Below are 18,790 nucleotides of genomic sequence, written 5' to 3' on the forward strand. Positions count from 1 at the left end.
CGCCTGCTCTAACCACTGAGCTAAGGGGCCGTGGCGGTGGATTATAATGTAACTCCCCGCAGCAATCCAGCCATTCACACCCGCCTGCTGTTTTTATAAACAACGCATAATCAATCCTTTATACTTCCATGATGATGTATCAATCGGGAGTAAAAATGATCAACGATATTCTGGCCCCGGGACTACGGGTGGTGTTCTGCGGGATCAACCCCGGTAAATCCTCGGCGCATACCGGTTTTCACTTTGCTCATCCGGGGAACCGCTTCTGGAAAGTGATCTACCAGGCCGGGTTTACCGACCGGTTACTCAAGCCTGAAGAGGAGCAGCATCTGCTGGATACGCGCTGCGGGATCACCATGCTGGTGGAGCGACCAACCGTGCAGGCGAGCGAAGTCAACCTGCATGAGCTGCGCACTGGCGGGCGGGAACTGATTAAGAAGATCGAAGACTACCAGCCTGCCGCGCTGGCGATTCTGGGGAAACAGGCCTATGAGCAGGCGTTCAGCCAGCGCGGGGTGAAATGGGGTAAACAGGCCATCACCATCGGTGTGACGCAGGTATGGGTGCTGCCAAACCCGAGCGGACTTAACAGGGCAACGCTGGATAAACTGGTGGAAGCTTACAGGGAGCTCGACGAGGCGCTGGTGGTGCGGGGGCTTTAGGGGGCTCTGCGACCTGATGCCTCGTCCTGGCCCTCTCTCACGGGGAGAGGGCATAAACAAAAAAAAAGCTCCCGATTGGGAGCTTTTTGCTGTTTACCTGGATTAATCGTCCAGGAAGCTACGCAACACTTCAGAGCGGCTCGGATGGCGCAGTTTACGCAGCGCCTTCGCTTCGATCTGACGGATACGTTCGCGGGTAACGTCAAACTGTTTACCCACTTCTTCCAGCGTGTGGTCGGTGTTCATATCGATACCGAAACGCATACGCAGTACTTTCGCTTCACGGGCGGTCAGGCCAGCCAGAACGTCGTGCGTGGCAGCACGCAGGCTCTCGGTGGTGGCAGAGTCCAGCGGCAGCTCGAGGGTGGTATCCTCGATGAAATCACCCAGATGCGAATCTTCATCATCACCGATTGGTGTTTCCATGGAGATTGGCTCTTTGGCGATCTTCAGCACTTTACGGATCTTGTCTTCCGGCATCAGCATGCGTTCAGCCAGCTCTTCCGGCGTCGGCTCGCGACCCATCTCCTGCAGCATCTGGCGGGAAATACGGTTGAGCTTGTTGATGGTCTCAATCATATGCACCGGAATACGGATTGTGCGCGCCTGATCCGCGATAGAGCGGGTAATTGCCTGACGGATCCACCAGGTCGCATAGGTGGAGAACTTGTAACCACGACGGTATTCAAACTTATCTACCGCTTTCATCAGGCCGATGTTGCCTTCCTGAATCAGATCCAGGAACTGCAGACCGCGGTTGGTGTATTTCTTGGCGATAGAGATAACCAGACGTAAGTTTGCTTCAACCATCTCTTTCTTCGCACGGCGGGCTTTCGCTTCACCGATGGACATACGACGGTTGATGTCTTTGACCTGCTCGATGGTCAGGCCGGTCTCTTCTTCAATCTGCTGCAGCTTCTGCAGACCGCGATGCACGTCTTCTTTCACGTCGTGCAGTTTTTCAGACCACGGCTTGTTCATCGCGATAGCCGCGTTGAACCAGGTTTCGCTGGTTTCGTTGCCGGTGAAGAGGGTGATGAAGTTCTTCTTCGGCATTTTGCACTGCTCAACGCACAGCTTCATGATGATGCGTTCCTGGGTACGTACGCGATCCATCATCACGCGCATGCTGTTCACCAGGTAGTCGAACTGTTTTGGCACCAGGCGGAACTGTTTGAAGACTTCAGACAGTTTCAGGATCTCTTCCTGGGCAGCAGCGTGACTGCGACCTTTGGCTTTGATGGTGTCACGCGTCACTTCGTACTGGGTACGCAGTTCGGCGAACTTCTCACGAGCCAGTTCCGGGTCGATGCTGTTGTCATCATCGGCGCTGTCGTCGTCGCTCTCTTCTTCATCTTCGTCTTCGTCGTCATCCATCTCTTCCTGAGACAGTTCAGAACCGACGTGAGTGGCGGTTGGCGCCATATCTTCTTCAGCGTTCGGGTCGACAAAACCGGTGATCAGATCGGACAGACGCGCTTCTTCCGCTTCAACACGATCGTACTGCTCCAGCAGATAGGTGATCGCTTCCGGGTACTCAGCAACAGAGCACTGAACCTGGTTGATCCCGTCTTCGATGCGTTTTGCGATGTCAATTTCGCCTTCGCGGGTCAACAGTTCAACGGTACCCATTTCGCGCATGTACATGCGGACCGGGTCAGTGGTACGCCCGATTTCAGATTCCACGCTGGACAGTACCTGTGCAGCAGCTTCTTCCGCATCTTCGTCAGTGTTGTTGGAGGTTTCAGCCAGCAACAGATCATCGGCATCCGGTGCTTCTTCCATCACCTGAATGCCCATGTCATTGATCATTTGGATGATGTCTTCGATTTGATCTGAATCGACGATATCTTCCGGCAGATGGTCATTGACCTCGGCATAGGTCAGATAGCCTTGCTCCTTACCACGTTGGACAAGAAGTTTCAGCTGTGACTGCGGGTTTTGCTCCATAAGACGGTATCCACACTTAATTCGTTTGATTGGTGTCGGCGATGGTTTGCCAACCTTTAAAGCGAGGGCGTACTTATATTTTTGCCGCTGCCTCTCAGTGCGGCTGCCGGGGGCTTCCCGATCGATATTCGGCACTTAAGCCGTTAAATACTTTTGTCTTTTTGCTTATTTCTTCGCCAGTTCCTGGTTTATCATCCAGAGCTCCCGGCGTTCTTCGCTGCTCAAACCGTGTGTGCGCTCGCGAGCAATCAACTCTTCCTGGCGCAGCTCGAGCATCGAATCAAACATATGGTTGAGTGAGTCGGTGAACGTTTTTTCTGCAATGTCCTTATCTGCTATATCGTCCCACATCGACAATTTTTCAAGGGTAGCGGCCTCTTTTGTGCCGCGATAATGTTCTAAAAGTTGTCCGGTGGTCAGACCTGGCTGAGACAAACATGTGTTGACCAGTTCTGAAAATAAGCCAAGCCCGGGCAATTTTTCGTGGTTCAAACCCGCCAGCGATGGCACTTGCGGTGCAAGTTCGGGGTTTTGGACCAGTAACCCTATCAGTATACGCATGGTTGTGCGTTTTAGCTGAGGCGCGGGGCGAACCGTGCCGTTTTCAGCCTGTTTTGGCATTAAACGTTCAAGCTGGCTGTCATCCAGAATGCCGAGCTTGTTGCCTAACTCCTGACGCAGATAGATGCGCAGCGTTTCGCCGGGCACCTGGCTGATTAACGGCAGCGCCAGCGTGCTGAGCTGCGCGCGCCCGTCAGGGGTACTTAAATCAACCTGCGGCATCAGGCTGTTAAACAAGAACGTGGAGAGCGGCTGAGCCTGCTCCATCCGCGCTTCAAACGCCGCTTTGCCCTCTTTACGCACCAGCGTATCCGGGTCTTCACCGTCGGGCAGGAACATAAAGCGTAACTGCCGCCCGTCGGTCATATAAGGTAGCGCAGTTTCCAGCGCACGCCAGGCGGCATCGCGCCCTGCGCGGTCACCGTCGTAGCAGCAGATGACGTTGTTGGTCACCCGAAACAGCAGCTGAATATGATCGGCCGTGGTGGACGTGCCTAACGAGGCCACCGCGTAATTGATGTCATACTGCGCCAGCGCAACGACATCCATATACCCTTCGACGACGAGAAGGCGCGGAGGTTCCGCATTTGCCTGCTGCGCCTCATAAAGGCCGTAAAGCTGGCGGCCCTTATGGAAAATGTCAGTTTCCGGGGAGTTGAGGTACTTGGGCAGGGCATCACCCAACACGCGACCACCAAACCCAATCACCCGGCCACGCTTGTCGCGGATCGGGAACATCACCCGTTCGCGGAAGCGGTCGTAGCTTCGTCCCTGGTCGTTGGTGACCAGCATACCTGCGTCGATCAACGATTTACGATCTTCGCTATTGCCGCCAAAACGCTTTAACACGTTGTCCCAGCCGGGCGGGGCGTAACCAATAGCGAAACGCGCAATGACATCGTCGCTCAGTCCGCGCTTGTTCAGATACTGACGCGCAGGCTCAGCCGCAGAGTGCTTAAGAGACTGTTGGTAAAACGAATTCAGGCCATCCATCAGTTGATACAGCGTTTGACGCTGATGGCGCTCTATCTGGCTTGGTCCACTGCCCGCTTCATACGGCACTTCAAGGTTGTGCATCGCCGCCAGCTCTTCGACGGTTTCAACAAACTCGAGCTTGTCGTAGTTCATTAAAAAATCGACGGCATTACCGTGTGCGCCACAGCCGAAGCAATGGTAAAACTGCTTTTCACCGTTGACGGTGAAGGAGGGGGTTTTTTCGTTATGGAAAGGACAGCACGCATGGTAGTTCTTGCCCTGCTTTTTCAGCTTTACCCGCGCGTCGATAAGATCGACGATGTCGGTTCTTGCCAGCAGGTCATTGATGAAAACGCGTGGGATTCGTCCGGCCATATGCCCCAAAAGTTTTTAGCAACTCATAAACGAAAACAAGCCGCGCATTCCTTCCGGAAGCACGGCCTTACGACTATTACTCTGTCTGTCAATTGAGGACTGTCGCCCTCAACGGATTAGTACAGACGAGTACGGCGTGCGTTTTCGCGAGCCAGTTTCTTCGCGTGACGTTTCACTGCAGAAGCTTTAGCGCGCTTACGTTCAGTCGTTGGTTTTTCATAGAACTCACGACGACGAACTTCAGCCAGAACACCTGCTTTCTCGCATGAACGTTTGAAGCGACGCAGTGCTACGTCGAACGGCTCGTTTTCACGTACTTTAATTACCGGCATGTAACTCTCACCTTTGATAAATTCGGTTTGCCGCTGGCATCAACGCCAGCTTATTTCAAAATGGTGCGGAATTTTACTGCAAATGCTGCTGCTTTGTAAAGCACCGACGCGTTTTTGAAAGGGACTTTTATAAGGGGGAAGAGTATACACGAGCGGATGTCCTGGGGCGAACAAAGTTTTACATCAACCCGCCCAGGCTCTACACTGCGCGGTACTGAAACGAGGTAAAACAAGTCATGCGTGTACTGGGTATTGAAACATCCTGCGATGAAACCGGCATCGCCATTTACGACGACGAAAAAGGGCTTCTTGCCAACCAACTGTATAGTCAGGTGAAATTGCATGCTGACTACGGCGGCGTCGTGCCTGAACTGGCCTCTCGTGACCACGTACGTAAAACGGTTCCCCTGATTCAGGCGGCGCTGAAAGAGGCCGGATTGAGCTCAACTGATATTGATGCCGTCGCCTACACGGCAGGCCCGGGTCTGGTCGGCGCGCTGCTGGTCGGTGCGACGGTGGGCCGTTCCCTGGCCTTCGCGTGGGATGTTCCGGCCATTCCGGTTCACCATATGGAAGGGCATCTTCTGGCACCGATGCTGGAAGAGAATCCGCCCGAATTCCCGTTTGTGGCGCTGCTGGTCTCTGGCGGCCATACCCAGCTGATTAGCGTGACGGGTATTGGCAAGTATGAGCTGCTGGGCGAGTCGATTGATGACGCCGCCGGAGAAGCCTTCGACAAAACCGCTAAGCTGCTGGGTCTGGATTACCCGGGCGGCCCGATGCTCTCGAAAATGGCGTCGCAGGGCACGGAAGGGCGTTTTGTCTTCCCGCGTCCAATGACCGACCGTCCGGGGCTGGATTTCAGCTTCTCCGGCCTGAAAACCTTCGCCGCCAATACCATCCGCAATAACGATGACAGCGAGCAGACCCGGGCGGACATCGCTCGCGCATTCGAAGATGCGGTGGTCGATACGCTGATGATCAAGTGTAAACGCGCGCTGGATCAGACCGGCTTTAAGCGCCTGGTGATGGCGGGGGGCGTCAGCGCTAACCGTACGCTGCGTGCGAAGCTGGCGGAGATGATGCAAAAGCGTCGCGGGGAAGTGTTTTATGCGCGCCCGGAATTCTGTACCGATAACGGGGCGATGATCGCCTACGCCGGGATGGTGCGCCTGAACGCTGGCGCAACGGCGGATCTGAGCGTCTCCGTACGTCCACGCTGGCCGCTGGCGGAGCTGCCGGAAGCTTGACCGACGCTCCCGTCTTAGCGGCGGGAGACGTTTACATCCCGATCTCAAACATCTGGTTCTTGATGATCAAAGAGTAAAGCTGGCAGTCGTTTTGTACGTCCAGCTTTTCCATCGCCCGGACCTTATGTGCGCTGACCGTTTTGATACTCAAATGCATAAACTGTGCAATCTCCTTCAAATTTAATCCCTTACAAATCAGGCGCAGCACGTCAATTTCCCGCGGAGAGAGTTTCTCCACGTCCGTCTTTTCATGACGGAAAAGCATATTCACCAGCTGGTTTTCGATATAAATCTCGCCTTTCAGGACCGTGGTAATCGCCTGGCTTAAGGTTTTCTCGTTGATATCACGTGATAAGTACGCTCTGACTCCTTCCTTTAGCGCCTGACGGATAAGCGTGGCGTTTGCATAAGGCGAGAGCAGGATAATGTTAAGCGCAGGATACGTCTGTTTAAGCCATCTCAAGAGCTTCAGCCCGTCCATTCCCCCGAGCGGAGGGCGGCTGAGGCTGGTTGTCAGCGAATAGCCAAGAATAGCGATATCCGGATTATGCTGGCCAAGAAGCGACTGAAGTTCAGCGGAGGCCGCTGCCTCACCGATCAGAACGCACCTCTGATCCATGCCAACGGCGGGTAACGAGAGGGACTGCATCATGGAGGATAAGCCGCGTCGAATTAACGAGGATTCTTCAGCGATAACGATTTTAATGTCCATAATGATGCGTCGTATTAACCCTTTCATGAAATGGCGGGGCCAACGGCGGTTGGAGCACCTCGCAAGATATAATGTTATTAAAATTCATTTTGCGGTAAAGTCGCAGCAGCAACGAGAATATTTTTAACGCCGACGGCTCTTGATTATTTCATAATGATTAAGCTTTACGTTTTCTGTATCTAAGTGTATCGTCGCATTGCGAAATATAAATTAATGCAGTGTGGAATTTTCTTAATTATTTAGAGAAAACTCTGTTCATCAGAGTAGGCCACTCTTATTCTTCGCGGTCCGTGTGTCAGTGATACTGAAAAAGGAAAAATTTCAATTCACACAGGAACCGTGATTATCATGAAAAAAAGCGCTTTATCTCTTTTTATTTGTGCAGCAATTTCATTCTCTGCTGCGGCTGAAACTCTGGTGCAAAATGAATTTGCACAGGATAATGCCACCTACACCGCAATTGTGCTCAAGCTAAAACCGACGACAGGTCTGTTAAAAGCCACAAACAATAAAATTACCTTGAGCGACGCTTCCCTGACAACAACAAATATGTTCCGTCCGACCAACTTGCGTAGTTCTACTCAATCCTCTGAATTGACGGAGCTTAATAAACGCTATGGTTTTGACCGTTATCTGCGCATCGAGTTACCGAAAGATAAAAGTCAGGATAAAACATATATTAACCATATTATCACCGAGCTTGAGCAAAATCAGAACGTAGAGTTTGTGTACCCGGAAGCCGAGCCGGTATCGCTGGATGACACGGCCCTTACGCCACAGTTAAAGTCCTCACTGAATGATAATTTAACGTCTGCCGCCGTTCCGGATTTCCGCAATAAGCAGGATTATCTCAAAGCGCCGGATGTTAAGCGCACTGGTTATTATATGGGGGGCGTCAACCGCGACAGTGTTGATCGCTATGCAGGCAGTGCGGGTGAAGGGGTAACGATTATTTCGGCGGAGATTGATGCCTGGAATACCAGCCATGCCAACTTACCGCCGATGAGCCTCAGCTCTGGGAAGACGACGTATGTTGCAAGCCATGATCACGACACCGCTTCAGTGGGGATTATGGCGGCGAAAGATATGGGCACCGGTATTCGCGGTTTAGCCTGGAAAAGCCGGATGGGGTATGCGGCCTCCGCGAGTAATAACCTCTATAATTTAATCCCCCAGCTAAAAGCGGGTGATGTGGTGCAGATCGGGATACAAGTTGCGGGGGGTTATCCATCGGGTTGTCAGAAGGATTGCTGGGTCGCAATGGAATCCCAGACCGCCTATTACGATATTATTAAGGCGCTGACCGACAAAGGTGTTCACGTTATTGAGGCAGCAGGTAACGGGAATATCAACATGGACAGCCCAGGGTTCCGGGGGGAGTATGACGTGAATGTCCGGGACTCCGGGGCTATTCTGGCGGGTGCGTTTTGTGCGAAAGACGGTAAAAAAGCGTCGTTCAGCTCCTATGGCTCGCGCATCACCAGCTCTGCCTGGGGCTGCTGGGATGTGGTGACCACCGGTTATGGCGATCTGTATAAAAACGCTGGCGTTAACGATTCCTATACCGCGACTTTTGCCGGAACCTCTTCCGCGAACCCGATTATTGCGGGTGTGGTAGCAAGCCTGTCAGGCATCGCCAAAGCCAACGGTATTACCGTGACACCGCGTCAGATGCGTCAGATTCTGGCGGAGACCGGTACGCCGTTGGCGAACGGGGATTCGGCAAAAGTGGGAACACAGCCTGACATGGAGCGTGCGGTAGCCCGTATTATGGCGCTGAAAGACGGTAACACCCCTGTCGCTCCGGCCCCAACCGCTGCGGCAGGCGCGGATTACACCATGGTCTCCCCGACCACGGGCGTGAGCACCTACCCGCTGGATGGCAGCAAGAGCCTGAATGCCAAATCCTATAACTGGAGCGTGACGAAAGGGGCGGAAACCTTCTCGCTGGAGGCGAACCTGAACGGCACGCTGGTGAAGAGCGTGGATAGCGCGCATGCCTATGCCGTTATTCCTGCCAACAGCGAGGGAGAAGCGGTCTTCACGCTGACCACAACCGGCGCAGATGGCCGGACCGCGACGGACAGCATGACCATTAAGGTCACTAAGCCTGCGGTACCCGCGAAAGACGACACCACGGAAAAAGATGACACGCCGGTAAAACCTGCCGCACCGGCCTATAACGCCAAAATCGCTTATCCGACCAAATGCACCAAAGTCTCCTGTAACGGTAAAATTTGGTTCAACCAGTGGTATGTCAACCCGGGTCAGGAAACCCCGGGAACCGGCGGCCAGTGGGGCGCGTGGCGCGAGCAGGGTTCTTCCAGTAACAGCTGTAAATAACCCTCACGGCCTGGCATTGCGCCAGGCCTTTTTTCAGATCCGCAGCATCCCTTTCTCTTCCAGAAACGCAATAATCGTTGCCAGACCGTCACCCGCCTTCAGGTTGGTAAAGGTCCACGGACGCTCGCCACGCATGCGGTTGGTGTCGCGCGCCATCACCTCCAGAGAGGCACCCACGTACGGCGCGAGATCGGTTTTGTTGATCACCAGAAAATCGGATTTGGTGATCCCCGGCCCGCCCTTGCGCGGGATCTTCTCCCCTTCGGCGACGTCGATCACGTAGATCGTCAGATCCGCCAGCTCCGGGCTGAAGGTGGCGCTCAGGTTATCGCCGCCGCTTTCGACGAAGATCAGATCCAGATTGCCGAACTTCTCGCTGAGCGCTTCCACTGCGGCCAGGTTCATCGAGGCATCTTCGCGAATGGCGGTGTGCGGACAGCCGCCCGTCTCTACGCCCACAATGCGCTCCGGCTCAAGCGCGCCCGCTTCGGTCAGAATGCGTTGATCCTCTTTGGTGTAGATATCGTTCGTCACCACCGCCAGATGATACGTGTCGCGCATCGCCTTGCAGAGCGCTTCCAGCAGCGCGGTTTTGCCCGAACCGACCGGGCCGCCCACGCCAACGCGCAGGGGATGTTTGTAATCAGCCATGTTGCATCCTCAGGAACGGAATAACCGTGAATATTGTGTTTCGTGGCGGGCAGAGGCGATGGCGGAAAGCGGCGTCGCCGCGCCCAGTGCCTCATCGTCACGTAAAAATGCCTGTTCAAACCCGGCGGCAAAATGGTCGCTGAGTTCGATAATCAGCTGTTGTGCGGCCTGTTGCCCAAACGGTACCAGCTTGACGCCAGCCATTACCGAGCTCTCTATCCAGCTGTAGCCCAGACTCAGGGCCAGCTCGTGCGCGCTAATACGCCAACGCACGCCGAGCCACGCCATGCCGCTGAGCTGGCTTTGCATAAACAGCGGCTGCCAGAGGGGCGGGCAGTCCGGCTCCCAGCTTTTGATGAGCCGCGTAAAGGCGGCGCCGCGATTGCGTTCTTCTTCCCGCAGCTCACGGGTTTCCCGACAGGCGAGCAGGTATGACGTCCAGCGTTTTGCTGCCGCCAGATCGCCCTCTTCACAGGCCCGGTAGAGCCGGGCAAAAAGCGGCAGGTCGACGCAGAAAAAGCTCTGCTCCATCTGCAGGGTTTGCCAGTTTTTGAACGCATCTGCGTCGGTAACCCAGCCTGTCTCGACGGCCCACTCCAGCCCCTGCGACCAGGTAAACGACCCGACCGGCAGGCTGCTACTGGAGAGCTGCATCAGACGCAGCCGCTGGCGGGCGAGTTCCATCAGCTCATCAGCGCCAGCAGGGCAGAGACGATAAGCCCACCGCCAAAGGTTTTACGCAGTCCGTCGTGGCGGCGCAGCAGTAACCCGGCGGCGAAGCTGGTGCACAGCACCGTGGCGCTGGCCAGCATAAAGCCGCTGGTGAAGAGCCAGAAGCTGTGGCCGGACATCTCCACCCCGTGCGCCCAGCCGTGGAACATCGCCAGGGCAGGCACCGCCAGCAGCAGACGATTTTCGGTTTTAAACATCATCACGCCGCAGACGCCCAGCGAGGCGATAATCAGCATCTCCATGCCGCTAAAGCCGCCGAGCAGGCTGCCCGCAATGGCACCGACAAGCATCATCCCGAGAGTGGCAAAAGGCAGCAGCAGCTTGCGGCCGCTCAGCGCGGAGAGCACGCCCGCACCGGCAAGCATCAGCAGATGATCAAGTCCGGTCAGCGGGTGGAAAAAACCAGCATGGAAGCTGTCGGCACCGTGTCCCGGATGTGCCAGTGCAGGCAGGGAAAAGGCCAGCAGTAACAGGGGTAAATACTTACGCATGATTAATCCTTAATGTGAATGAGCGTGAGAGTGGCTATGGCTGTGGGCCTCGCTGGTGTAGGCCCCCGCTTCAGGTTCAAACGGCAGGCTGGCGAAGGTGACCGCCAGCCCAAACTGGCGCAGCATGTCGTCGAGGACGTGATCGTGGTGATAGCGCAACTCGCCGGGCATGATTTGCAGCGGCACGTGGCGGTTGCCCAGGTGATAGCAGGCGCGGGCGAGGAGGAACGGATCGTCGCAGCGCACCACGGAGACGGACTCCGGGGCGGCAATCACTTCGATGACTTCGCTGCCGTCTTCGTTACAGAGCAGGTCGCCGCCGCGCAACAGTAAACCGCGCGGCAGCATGAGCCCGGCTTCGCGCCCGTCATTCAGCGCCACGCGGGCGCGGCTTTTCACCCGCACGTCAATCGGCAGCGTGACGCTGGCGGTAATCGGATGCGCATGGTCCAGGCGTTGGGTTAAATAGATCATCATCACTCCTCAAAACAGGAAATAGCGTTGCGCCATCGGCAGAACGTCAGCCGGTTCGCTGGTTATCAGTTCGCCGTCGACGCGCACTTCATAGGTTTGCGAATCGACGGTGATATTTGGCTGCAGGCCGTTGTGGATCATGTCGGCCTTTTTCACCGTGCGGCAGCCTTTGACCACCGCCGTGGTGCTCTGCAGGTTGAGCTGTTGCGCTATCCCCTGCGCGTCCGCAGCCTGCGAGACAAACGTCAGCCGGGTGGCGTGACGCGCGGCACCCAGTGCGCCAAACATCGGACGATAATGGACCGGTTGCGGCGTGGGGATAGAGGCGTTGATATCCCCCATCGGAGCGCAGGCGATCATCCCACCCTTGACGATGGTGGCGGGTTTCACGCCAAAGAACGCCGGGGACCAGACCACTAAATCCGCCAGCTTGCCCGCTTCGATGGAGCCCACTTCATGGGCGATACCGTGCGTCAGCGCCGGGTTAATGGTGTATTTGGCGATGTAGCGCTTCACGCGAAAGTTGTCGTTATCGCCAGTCTCTTCCGGCAGTGCGCCGCGCTGCACCTTCATGCGGTGCGCCACCTGCCAGGTGCGGAGAATCACTTCGCCCACGCGGCCCATCGCCTGGGAATCAGAGGAGGTCAGCGAGAATGCGCCGATATCGTGCAGCACATCTTCCGCAGCGATGGTTTCCCGGCGAATACGCGATTCGGCAAAAGCCACATCCTCGGCGATATCCGGGTCGAGGTGGTGGCAGACCATCAGCATATCGAGATGTTCATCGATGGTATTGACCGTATAGGGCAGGGTCGGGTTAGTGGAGGAGGGCAGAATATTCGGGTGCGCACAGGCGGTAATAATATCCGGCGCGTGGCCGCCACCGGCCCCTTCCGTGTGGAAGGTATGGATGGTGCGTCCGCCGATGGCCGCCAGCGTGTCTTCGACGAAACCGGATTCGTTCAGCGTGTCGCTGTGCAGCGCCACCTGAATATCCATCTCTTCCGCCACCTCCAGCGAGCAGTTGATGGCCGCAGGCGTTGCGCCCCAGTCTTCGTGGATCTTAAGCCCGATGGCCCCGGCGGCTATCTGCTCGCGCAGGGCATCCGGGTTAGAACCGTTGCCTTTACCCAGCAGGCCAATATTCACTGGCAGGGTATCGGCAGCCTGCAGCATGCGGGCGATATACCACGGCCCCGGCGTGCAGGTGGTGGCGTTGGTCCCTGCCGCGGGACCTGTGCCGCCGCCGATCATCGTCGTGACGCCGGAAACCAGCGCCTCTTCGGCCTGCTGCGGGCAGATCCAGTGGATGTGAGTGTCGATCCCGCCAGCGGTGACGATCTTCCCTTCGGCGGCGATCGCTTCCGTGGCGGCACCGATCGGGATCGTCACCCCGGGCTGAATGTCCGGGTTACCGGCTTTGCCAACGGCAAAGATCCGCCCGTTCTTCACGCCGATATCCGCTTTCACGATCCCCCAGTGATCGACAATCAACGCGTTAGTCAGCACCAGATCCACGCAGTCATCCGCGGTCATCTGCCCCTGGCCCATACCGTCGCGGATCACTTTCCCGCCGCCGAATTTGACCTCTTCGCCGTAGACGGTGAGATCGTTTTCGACTTCGATCCACAGCTCGCTGTCGGCTAAACGCACTTTATCGCCGGTGGTGGGGCCGAACATATCGGCATAAGCCTGGCGCGAAATCTCAGCCATTTTTCACTTCTCCCATCACGTCCCCCCGGAAACCGAAAATGCGTTGCGCCCCGGTGACCTTCACCAGCGTCACTTCGCGCTTCTGGCCGGGTTCGAACCGCACCGCGGTGCCTGCCGGGATATTCAGTCGAAAGCCCCGGGTGGCTTCCCGGTCAAATTTCAGCGCCGGATTCACCTCGTAAAAGTGATAGTGCGACCCTACCTGGATAGGTCGGTCGCCGTGGTTTTCGACGATGATATGCCGGGTTTCTCGCCCGACGTTGAGGGCAATATTGCCGGACTGGATCTGGTATTCGCCTGGGATCATCACGCGCTCCTTACACGATCGGGTTATGCACGGTGACGAGTTTTGACCCGTCCGGGAAGGTGGCTTCCACCTGAATATCCGGGATCATCTCCGGTACGCCTTCCATCACCTGATCACGCGTCAGGACGTGACGGCCCGCTTCCATCAGCGAGGCGACGGTTTCGCCATCGCGCGCGCCTTCCATAATGAAGGCACTGATCAGCGCGACCGATTCCGGATAATTGAGCTTTACCCCGCGCGCAAGGCGGCGTTCGGCAACCAGCGCGGCGGTGAACAGCAACAGCTTGTCTTTTTCTCTGGGGGTCAGTTCCATAACGTTTCTCTTATGTCTGCCAGATACGCGGCGAACAGGCGGTTTTGGTGGTGAGAAGCGGGCGAAGCGACTGCCAGATATCGCGCATCACCCGCTGGCAAATCAGATTGTCGTGGGAGAGAAAACGCACCGACAGCAGATCGTCAGTGAGCGTCGCCCCGGCAAAGGTATTCAGTGGTGCGAGCAGCTCACGCGCCGTGTCGAGGTGCGTTTCTCCGGCCGGATAGAACAGCAGCGTGCCAAGCCACGGTTGCCCGGCAACAGGGGTAAGATCGCCGTCGCTGATATGCTGACGCTCAATCAGACGTGGCTCGTCATCCACCCAGACCTCAAGGCGGCTCTCCAGCGTGCCGTGGCTGAAGGTCTCGCCGATCACCGGGCGACCCAGACAGTACAGCTCCCACGCCAGCAGTGTGCTGGAGGCCTTCAGGTGGAAGACGGAGCGCAGCGCGGCACTGGCGCCGGGAAAGATAATGGTGTCCTGCGGCAGCCACTCCAGCGTGGACGCCTCATCGAGATAAAAGTGCTGGTTAAGGCGGGCCTGTGGGCCGCTGCTGCGATAGAACTTACTGGCGCCGGGCATGGTGATAAGCGCGTGGCTATTGGCGTCCAGACTTACGGTAATATCCAGCCTGTCACCACCCACCACACCGCCCGGCGGGTGCAGCAGATAAAGGTGGCATGTCTCCCCTTCGGGGTAGAACGGACGCTGTACCGTGAGCGGCCCGACGTGGTGCGCGGCATGGAGGAGGGTTTTCTCAGGCGTGTGGCAAAACCGCAGGTCAAGCGAGGCCTGCCAGCCTTTGTACGAACTATCAGTGACCTGAGTTGCTAACATGGTGCTTCCATTCGCGCGCCCGGGAGATACGTTTCAGTATGCCCTGGCGGAAATGAAGGCTGTCATATGAGTCGCTTATGGATAAGACTTTGTCGTTCCCGGCGCGCGCAGCGCGCGGCGCTGCCGGGATAAATGAGGGGCGCTGCGCTTTATTCAGGATCTTTTTTCTTTCGCTTGAGCTTCGTCCAGATTTTGTTCTCCTGACGTCGCCACAGACGCTGAATATTATCGTGATGACGCAGCAGGATAAGGCAGGAGAGCATCGACACCGGGAAGGTGAACTGGGGTTTAAACCACCAGACATAGAACGGGGCGATCAGCGCGCTGACGATGGCGCCCAGCGACGAATAGCCGCTCAGAAGAATAGTCAGCAGCCAGGTGCCTGCCATCACGCCGGTGAGATCCCAGCCGATGGGCGCGATGGCACCAAAGGCCGTCGCGACGCCTTTGCCACCTTTAAAACCGAAGAATACGGGCCAGATGTGGCCGACACAGGCGGCGATGGCAATAAGCCCCAGCCAGAACGGGGTCACGCCCAGCGCATACGCGCCCCAGACGGGTAACATCCCTTTCAGAACGTCAAAAATCAAAACCGCTACGGCTGCTCCCTTGCCGCCAATTCGTAGTACATTGGTCGCTCCCGGATTCCCGGAGCCACTTTCGCGCGGGTCAGGTAACCCGGCAATGCGGCAGACCAGAATGGCGCTGGAGATTGAGCCGCAAAGGTAGGCGAGGAGAATCATTCCAGGCGCGATTGCACTCATAACGCTGTTCCGTTTTGAAAATGTATCTGTATTCTCAGCATCTGTGGATAATACGCATAATTCACCGGAAGTGGTATCCGGTTTAGCCAAAAAGCAGGCAGGTCGTGATGGATATTGTATTTATAGAGCAACTTTCGGTAATCACCACTATTGGTGTTTACGACTGGGAACAGACCATCGAGCAGAAGCTGGTGTTCGATATCGAAATGGGCTGGGATAACCGCAAGTCGGCAAAAAGTGATGACGTGAATGACTGTCTGAGCTATGCCGACATCAGTGAAACGGTCATCGCCCACGTTGAAGGGCAGCGTTTTGCGCTGGTGGAGCGCGTGGCAGAAGAGGTGGCAGAGTTACTGCTGACCAAATTCAACTCGCCGTGGGTGCGCATTAAGCTGAGTAAGCCGGGCGCGGTGGCGCGTGCCGCCAATGTGGGGGTCATCATCGAGCGTGGCACAAATCTGAAAGGAAAGATTTAACGTCATAATAGCTAAACCATTTTAGGTTATATCGGTCTTAAAGCTGTATCTTTCACGGTAGCTGTTGGGGCGACCGTTTTTTTTATATTTTTTTAGGGGTTTATAGATGAGCGATATGCACTCGCTGCTGGTGGCGGCAATTCTGGGTGTGGTCGAAGGATTGACGGAGTTTTTGCCGGTTTCCAGTACGGGCCATATGATTATTGTTGGCCACCTGCTGGGCTTTGAAGGCGATACCGCAAAGACGTTCGAGGTGGTCATTCAGTTGGGTTCCATTCTGGCTGTGGTCGTGATGTTCTGGCGTCGTCTGTTTGGGCTGATCGGCATCCACTTCGGGCGTTTGCCACAGCGTGAAGGAGAGAGCAAGGGCCGCCTGACGCTGATTCATATCCTGCTCGGGATGATCCCGGCGGTGGTGCTGGGGCTGGTTTTCCACGACACCATCAAATCGCTGTTTAACCCGATTAACGTGATGTACGCGCTGGTGGTCGGTGGTTTCCTGCTGATTGCGGCGGAAGTGCTGAAGCCAAAAACGCCGCGCGCAGAAGGTCTGGATGATATGACGTATCGCCAGGCCTTTATCATTGGCTGCTTCCAGTGTCTGGCGCTGTGGCCGGGCTTCTCCCGTTCAGGAGCAACGATTTCCGGCGGGATGCTGATGGGTGTAAGCCGTTACGCGGCATCTGAGTTCTCGTTCCTGCTGGCGGTGCCGATGATGATGGGCGCCACCGCGCTGGACCTCTACAAAAGCATTGGTTTTCTCACCACGGGCGATATTCCGATGTTCGCCGTGGGCTTTATCACCGCCTTTATCGTGGCGCTGATTGCCATTAAAACCTTCCTGCAACTGATTAAGCGTATCTCGTTTATCCCGTTCGCGATCTACCGCTTTATCGTCGCGGCTGCGGTATACGTGGTCTTCTTCTGACCGGCTGCCCTCAGTCTTTTGGCTGAGGGCAATGCTTTTCCTTCCACTCTGATACCGCCTGAATCCGCCGTTTCGTCAGCTCTTCGCGAATTTCCGGGCCTTTAAATCCTGCTTCGACGACCTCTTTGGTTGGCACGGCTTTGGCCACCTCCCACGCGGCGCGCAGCAAGCGCCCCTGCGGATAGTCGCACGCTTCGAACCCGGTGCGCCCGCGCACGTCAGCCTCGCTGGTGAGCGCGATCTGCTCGACGCGCTGGGGTTTACGCCAGGCGTCGATGTTATCGAACAGCTTAACGATGGTGGCCGGTTTCAGGATCGGGAAGGTGTGGATAAGGTCGTGGAATTCGGCCACCAGTTTTGCCAGATCGCGGATCTCGTTCGGCACCCGCAGGCGCTGGCACAGCCCCTCGACCAGCTTCACCCCAGCCGGGCCGTGCCCGTGGTGGCGAGGCCAGAACTCTTTTGGCGTTAAGCCTTTGCCGAGATCGTGGCACAGCGTTGAGAAGCGCACGTCCACCTCCGGGCTGAGCATGGCCGCCATACTGAGCGTCATCAGAGTATGCACGCCAGTGTCGATTTCCGGGTGCCATTTCGCCGGGGCAGGCACACCAAACAACGCGTCTATCTCCGGGAACAGCACCTTCAGGGCGCCGCAGTCGCGCAGCACCTGGAAAAAGACCTGTGGATTGCGGGTGGTGAGGGCGTTTTCCGTCTCTTTCCAGACGCGCTCTGGCGTCAGGTGTTCAAGCTCACCCGCCTCGGTCATGGCGGTCATCAGCGCCATCGTCTCATCGGCAATACGGAAACTGAGATGGGCGTAACGTGCGGCAAAGCGCGCCACGCGCAGCACCCGGAGCGGATCTTCCGAAAACGCCGGGGAGACGTGACGTAAAAGACGGTTGCGCAGATCGTCCTGGCCGCCATAAGCATCAACGATCTGGCCGTTCTCGTCCTGCGCCAGCGCGTTGATGGTGAGATCGCGACGCAGGAGGTCCTGCTCCAGCGTGACGTCGGGCGCGGCATAGCAAGTGAAGCCGGTATAGCCGGAACCGGATTTACGCTCCGTACGCGCCAGGGCGTACTCTTCGCGGCTTTGCGGATGGAGGAACACGGGAAAATCGCGGCCTACCTGCTGGTAGCCCGCGTTAAGCATCTCTTCGGGGGTGGCGCCTACCACCACCCAGTCTTTATCTTTGACCGGCAGACCTAACAACGCATCACGTACCGCACCACCGACCAGATAACTCTTCACGCCCTACACTCCCGTTTTCTCTTTTGGCAAGATAATACGTAAGTCTGGCAGAGAAGACGAATTAGTTCATCCAGCGGTCTTTACGTTTACGGCTTGGGATCAGGTGTGGCAGAACAAGACCCAGCACCAGGCCGACACCCAGCACGCCGCCGCCATACATAAACCACTGCATGATGATGGTGCGCTGTTTGTCATCGAGCTGCAGATTAGCGGCATTCACCTTCTTCTGCGCCACAATCAGCTCATTTTTCAGTTTCTGGTTCTCTTCTTTCAGACCGTTAATCACGCTGTCGCTCTGCGCGACTTTCTGCTGCATTTCAGCGGTGCGCTGGTTCCAGGTACCGTCAATGTTGTTCAGCTTGTCGGTGAGGGTTTTCACCTGGTTTTCCAGATCGGGCACGCGGGTGCGCAGGCTTGGCACGGTGCTCAGCTCTTTCAGGGGGATCCAGGAGGTACGGCCGGAACTGTCGCGAACCTGACCATAATTGGTCTCGGTGTTGGTCTGTAACAGGGTGACTTCCTCGCCGGCATTTACCGTACCCACGAGGCGATAATTATCTCCGGGGCCGCTACGTACCCAGGTATTCAGTTCGTCAGAAACGTAACGCTTTTCTTCAGCGTGGACCGCAGTCGCGGCGCTAAAAGCGAGTAAAGTAAGTCCAATCAGGCGTAATTTAAGCATATCAGTCGT

20 protein-coding genes are annotated in these 18,790 nt (G+C 56.4%); 5 read left to right on the plus strand and 15 right to left on the minus strand.

Annotated features, from left to right (window positions below):
• Positions 1-155: 155 nt before the first annotated feature.
• Entirely contained in the window at positions 156-662 is a 507-nt protein-coding gene (gene mug, locus VF709_RS19520; protein WP_020689452.1) for a G/U mismatch-specific DNA glycosylase, read from the plus strand.
• 102 nt (positions 663-764) lie between these two features.
• On the opposite strand, the gene rpoD is transcribed toward mug, so the two are convergent.
• The 3 genes from rpoD to rpsU all read right to left on the minus strand — a co-directional run bounded on the left by rpoD (position 765) and on the right by rpsU (position 4,855).
• Positions 765-2,612, minus strand: coding sequence for an RNA polymerase sigma factor RpoD (gene rpoD, locus VF709_RS19525; RefSeq protein ID WP_013098777.1), 1,848 nt, complete (start codon positions 2,610-2,612; stop codon positions 765-767).
• A 165-nt stretch (positions 2,613-2,777) separates the two neighbouring features.
• Positions 2,778-4,523: a DNA primase gene (gene dnaG, locus VF709_RS19530; protein WP_014833324.1), complete on the minus strand. Its 1,746-nt coding sequence runs from the start codon at positions 4,521-4,523 to the stop codon at positions 2,778-2,780.
• A gap of 116 nt (positions 4,524-4,639) precedes the next feature.
• Positions 4,640-4,855 carry a 30S ribosomal protein S21 gene (rpsU, locus tag VF709_RS19535; protein WP_001144069.1) on the minus strand — a complete coding sequence of 72 codons (216 nt, stop codon included), beginning with the start codon at positions 4,853-4,855 and terminating at the stop codon, positions 4,640-4,642.
• A gap of 236 nt (positions 4,856-5,091) precedes the next feature.
• Here rpsU and tsaD point away from each other — a divergent pair, with 236 nt between their 5' ends.
• A complete protein-coding gene (tsaD, locus tag VF709_RS19540) occupies positions 5,092-6,105 on the plus strand; it encodes a tRNA (adenosine(37)-N6)-threonylcarbamoyltransferase complex transferase subunit TsaD (protein WP_040021821.1) in 1,014 nt (337 codons plus the stop codon).
• Between the two features lie 31 nt (positions 6,106-6,136).
• Here the strand turns inward: tsaD and VF709_RS19545 are convergent, their stop codons facing one another.
• Positions 6,137-6,817 carry a LuxR C-terminal-related transcriptional regulator gene (locus VF709_RS19545; protein WP_029883055.1) on the minus strand — a complete coding sequence of 227 codons (681 nt, stop codon included), beginning with the start codon at positions 6,815-6,817 and terminating at the stop codon, positions 6,137-6,139.
• A 417-nt stretch (positions 6,818-7,234) separates the two neighbouring features.
• On the opposite strand from VF709_RS19545, the gene VF709_RS19550 reads away from it, so the two are divergent.
• Complete coding sequence (locus VF709_RS19550) at positions 7,235-9,160, plus strand: serine protease (protein WP_440232187.1); 1,926 nt, start codon at positions 7,235-7,237, stop codon at positions 9,158-9,160.
• A 33-nt stretch (positions 9,161-9,193) separates the two neighbouring features.
• Here VF709_RS19550 and ureG read toward each other — a convergent pair whose 3' ends face one another.
• The 9 genes from ureG to plsY all read right to left on the minus strand — a co-directional run bounded on the left by ureG (position 9,194) and on the right by plsY (position 15,443).
• Positions 9,194-9,811, minus strand: a complete 618-nt coding sequence (ureG, locus tag VF709_RS19555; RefSeq protein WP_013098772.1) for an urease accessory protein UreG — start codon at positions 9,809-9,811, stop codon at positions 9,194-9,196.
• 9 nt (positions 9,812-9,820) lie between these two features.
• Positions 9,821-10,495: an urease accessory protein UreF gene (locus VF709_RS19560; protein WP_149896647.1), complete on the minus strand. Its 675-nt coding sequence runs from the start codon at positions 10,493-10,495 to the stop codon at positions 9,821-9,823.
• Positions 10,495-11,034: a HupE/UreJ family protein gene (locus tag VF709_RS19565; protein ID WP_149896646.1), complete on the minus strand. Its 540-nt coding sequence runs from the start codon at positions 11,032-11,034 to the stop codon at positions 10,495-10,497. Before VF709_RS19565 ends, VF709_RS19560 begins: the two co-directional genes overlap by 1 nt.
• Before the next feature lie 9 nt (positions 11,035-11,043).
• Positions 11,044-11,508 carry an urease accessory protein UreE gene (ureE, locus tag VF709_RS19570; protein WP_020689459.1) on the minus strand — a complete coding sequence of 155 codons (465 nt, stop codon included), beginning with the start codon at positions 11,506-11,508 and terminating at the stop codon, positions 11,044-11,046.
• 9 nt (positions 11,509-11,517) lie between these two features.
• Positions 11,518-13,221 carry an urease subunit alpha gene (ureC, locus tag VF709_RS19575; RefSeq protein WP_149896645.1) on the minus strand — a complete coding sequence of 568 codons (1,704 nt, stop codon included), beginning with the start codon at positions 13,219-13,221 and terminating at the stop codon, positions 11,518-11,520.
• Positions 13,214-13,528, minus strand: coding sequence for an urease subunit beta (locus VF709_RS19580; RefSeq protein WP_040021813.1), 315 nt, complete (start codon positions 13,526-13,528; stop codon positions 13,214-13,216). Before VF709_RS19580 ends, ureC begins: the two co-directional genes overlap by 8 nt.
• Positions 13,529-13,538: 10 nt before the next feature.
• On the minus strand, positions 13,539-13,841 hold the full coding sequence (locus VF709_RS19585; RefSeq protein ID WP_003862556.1) for an urease subunit gamma: 303 nt from the start codon (positions 13,839-13,841) through the stop codon (positions 13,539-13,541).
• A gap of 10 nt (positions 13,842-13,851) precedes the next feature.
• Entirely contained in the window at positions 13,852-14,679 is an 828-nt protein-coding gene (locus VF709_RS19590; protein ID WP_149896644.1) for an urease accessory protein UreD, read from the minus strand.
• 149 nt (positions 14,680-14,828) lie between these two features.
• Positions 14,829-15,443: a glycerol-3-phosphate 1-O-acyltransferase PlsY gene (gene plsY / locus VF709_RS19595; protein ID WP_038420613.1), complete on the minus strand. Its 615-nt coding sequence runs from the start codon at positions 15,441-15,443 to the stop codon at positions 14,829-14,831.
• A 107-nt stretch (positions 15,444-15,550) separates the two neighbouring features.
• On the opposite strand from plsY, the gene folB reads away from it, so the two are divergent.
• Positions 15,551-15,919: a bifunctional dihydroneopterin aldolase/7,8-dihydroneopterin epimerase gene (gene folB / locus VF709_RS19600; protein ID WP_013098764.1), complete on the plus strand. Its 369-nt coding sequence runs from the start codon at positions 15,551-15,553 to the stop codon at positions 15,917-15,919.
• A 106-nt stretch (positions 15,920-16,025) separates the two neighbouring features.
• Positions 16,026-16,847 carry an undecaprenyl-diphosphate phosphatase gene (gene bacA, locus VF709_RS19605; RefSeq protein WP_014833310.1) on the plus strand — a complete coding sequence of 274 codons (822 nt, stop codon included), beginning with the start codon at positions 16,026-16,028 and terminating at the stop codon, positions 16,845-16,847.
• Positions 16,848-16,857: 10 nt separating this feature from the next.
• On the opposite strand, the gene VF709_RS19610 is transcribed toward bacA, so the two are convergent.
• Both VF709_RS19610 and VF709_RS19615 read right to left on the minus strand, forming a co-directional pair.
• Positions 16,858-18,099 carry a multifunctional CCA addition/repair protein gene (locus VF709_RS19610; RefSeq protein ID WP_020689463.1) on the minus strand — a complete coding sequence of 414 codons (1,242 nt, stop codon included), beginning with the start codon at positions 18,097-18,099 and terminating at the stop codon, positions 16,858-16,860.
• A gap of 61 nt (positions 18,100-18,160) precedes the next feature.
• Complete coding sequence (locus VF709_RS19615; protein ID WP_013098761.1) at positions 18,161-18,781, minus strand: TIGR04211 family SH3 domain-containing protein; 621 nt, start codon at positions 18,779-18,781, stop codon at positions 18,161-18,163.
• Positions 18,782-18,790: the final 9 nt, after the last annotated feature.

Origin of the sequence: Enterobacter sp. Lyrl_3 (genome assembly GCF_051948675.1) — a bacterium.
GTDB lineage: Bacteria > Pseudomonadota > Gammaproteobacteria > Enterobacterales > Enterobacteriaceae > Enterobacter > Enterobacter cloacae.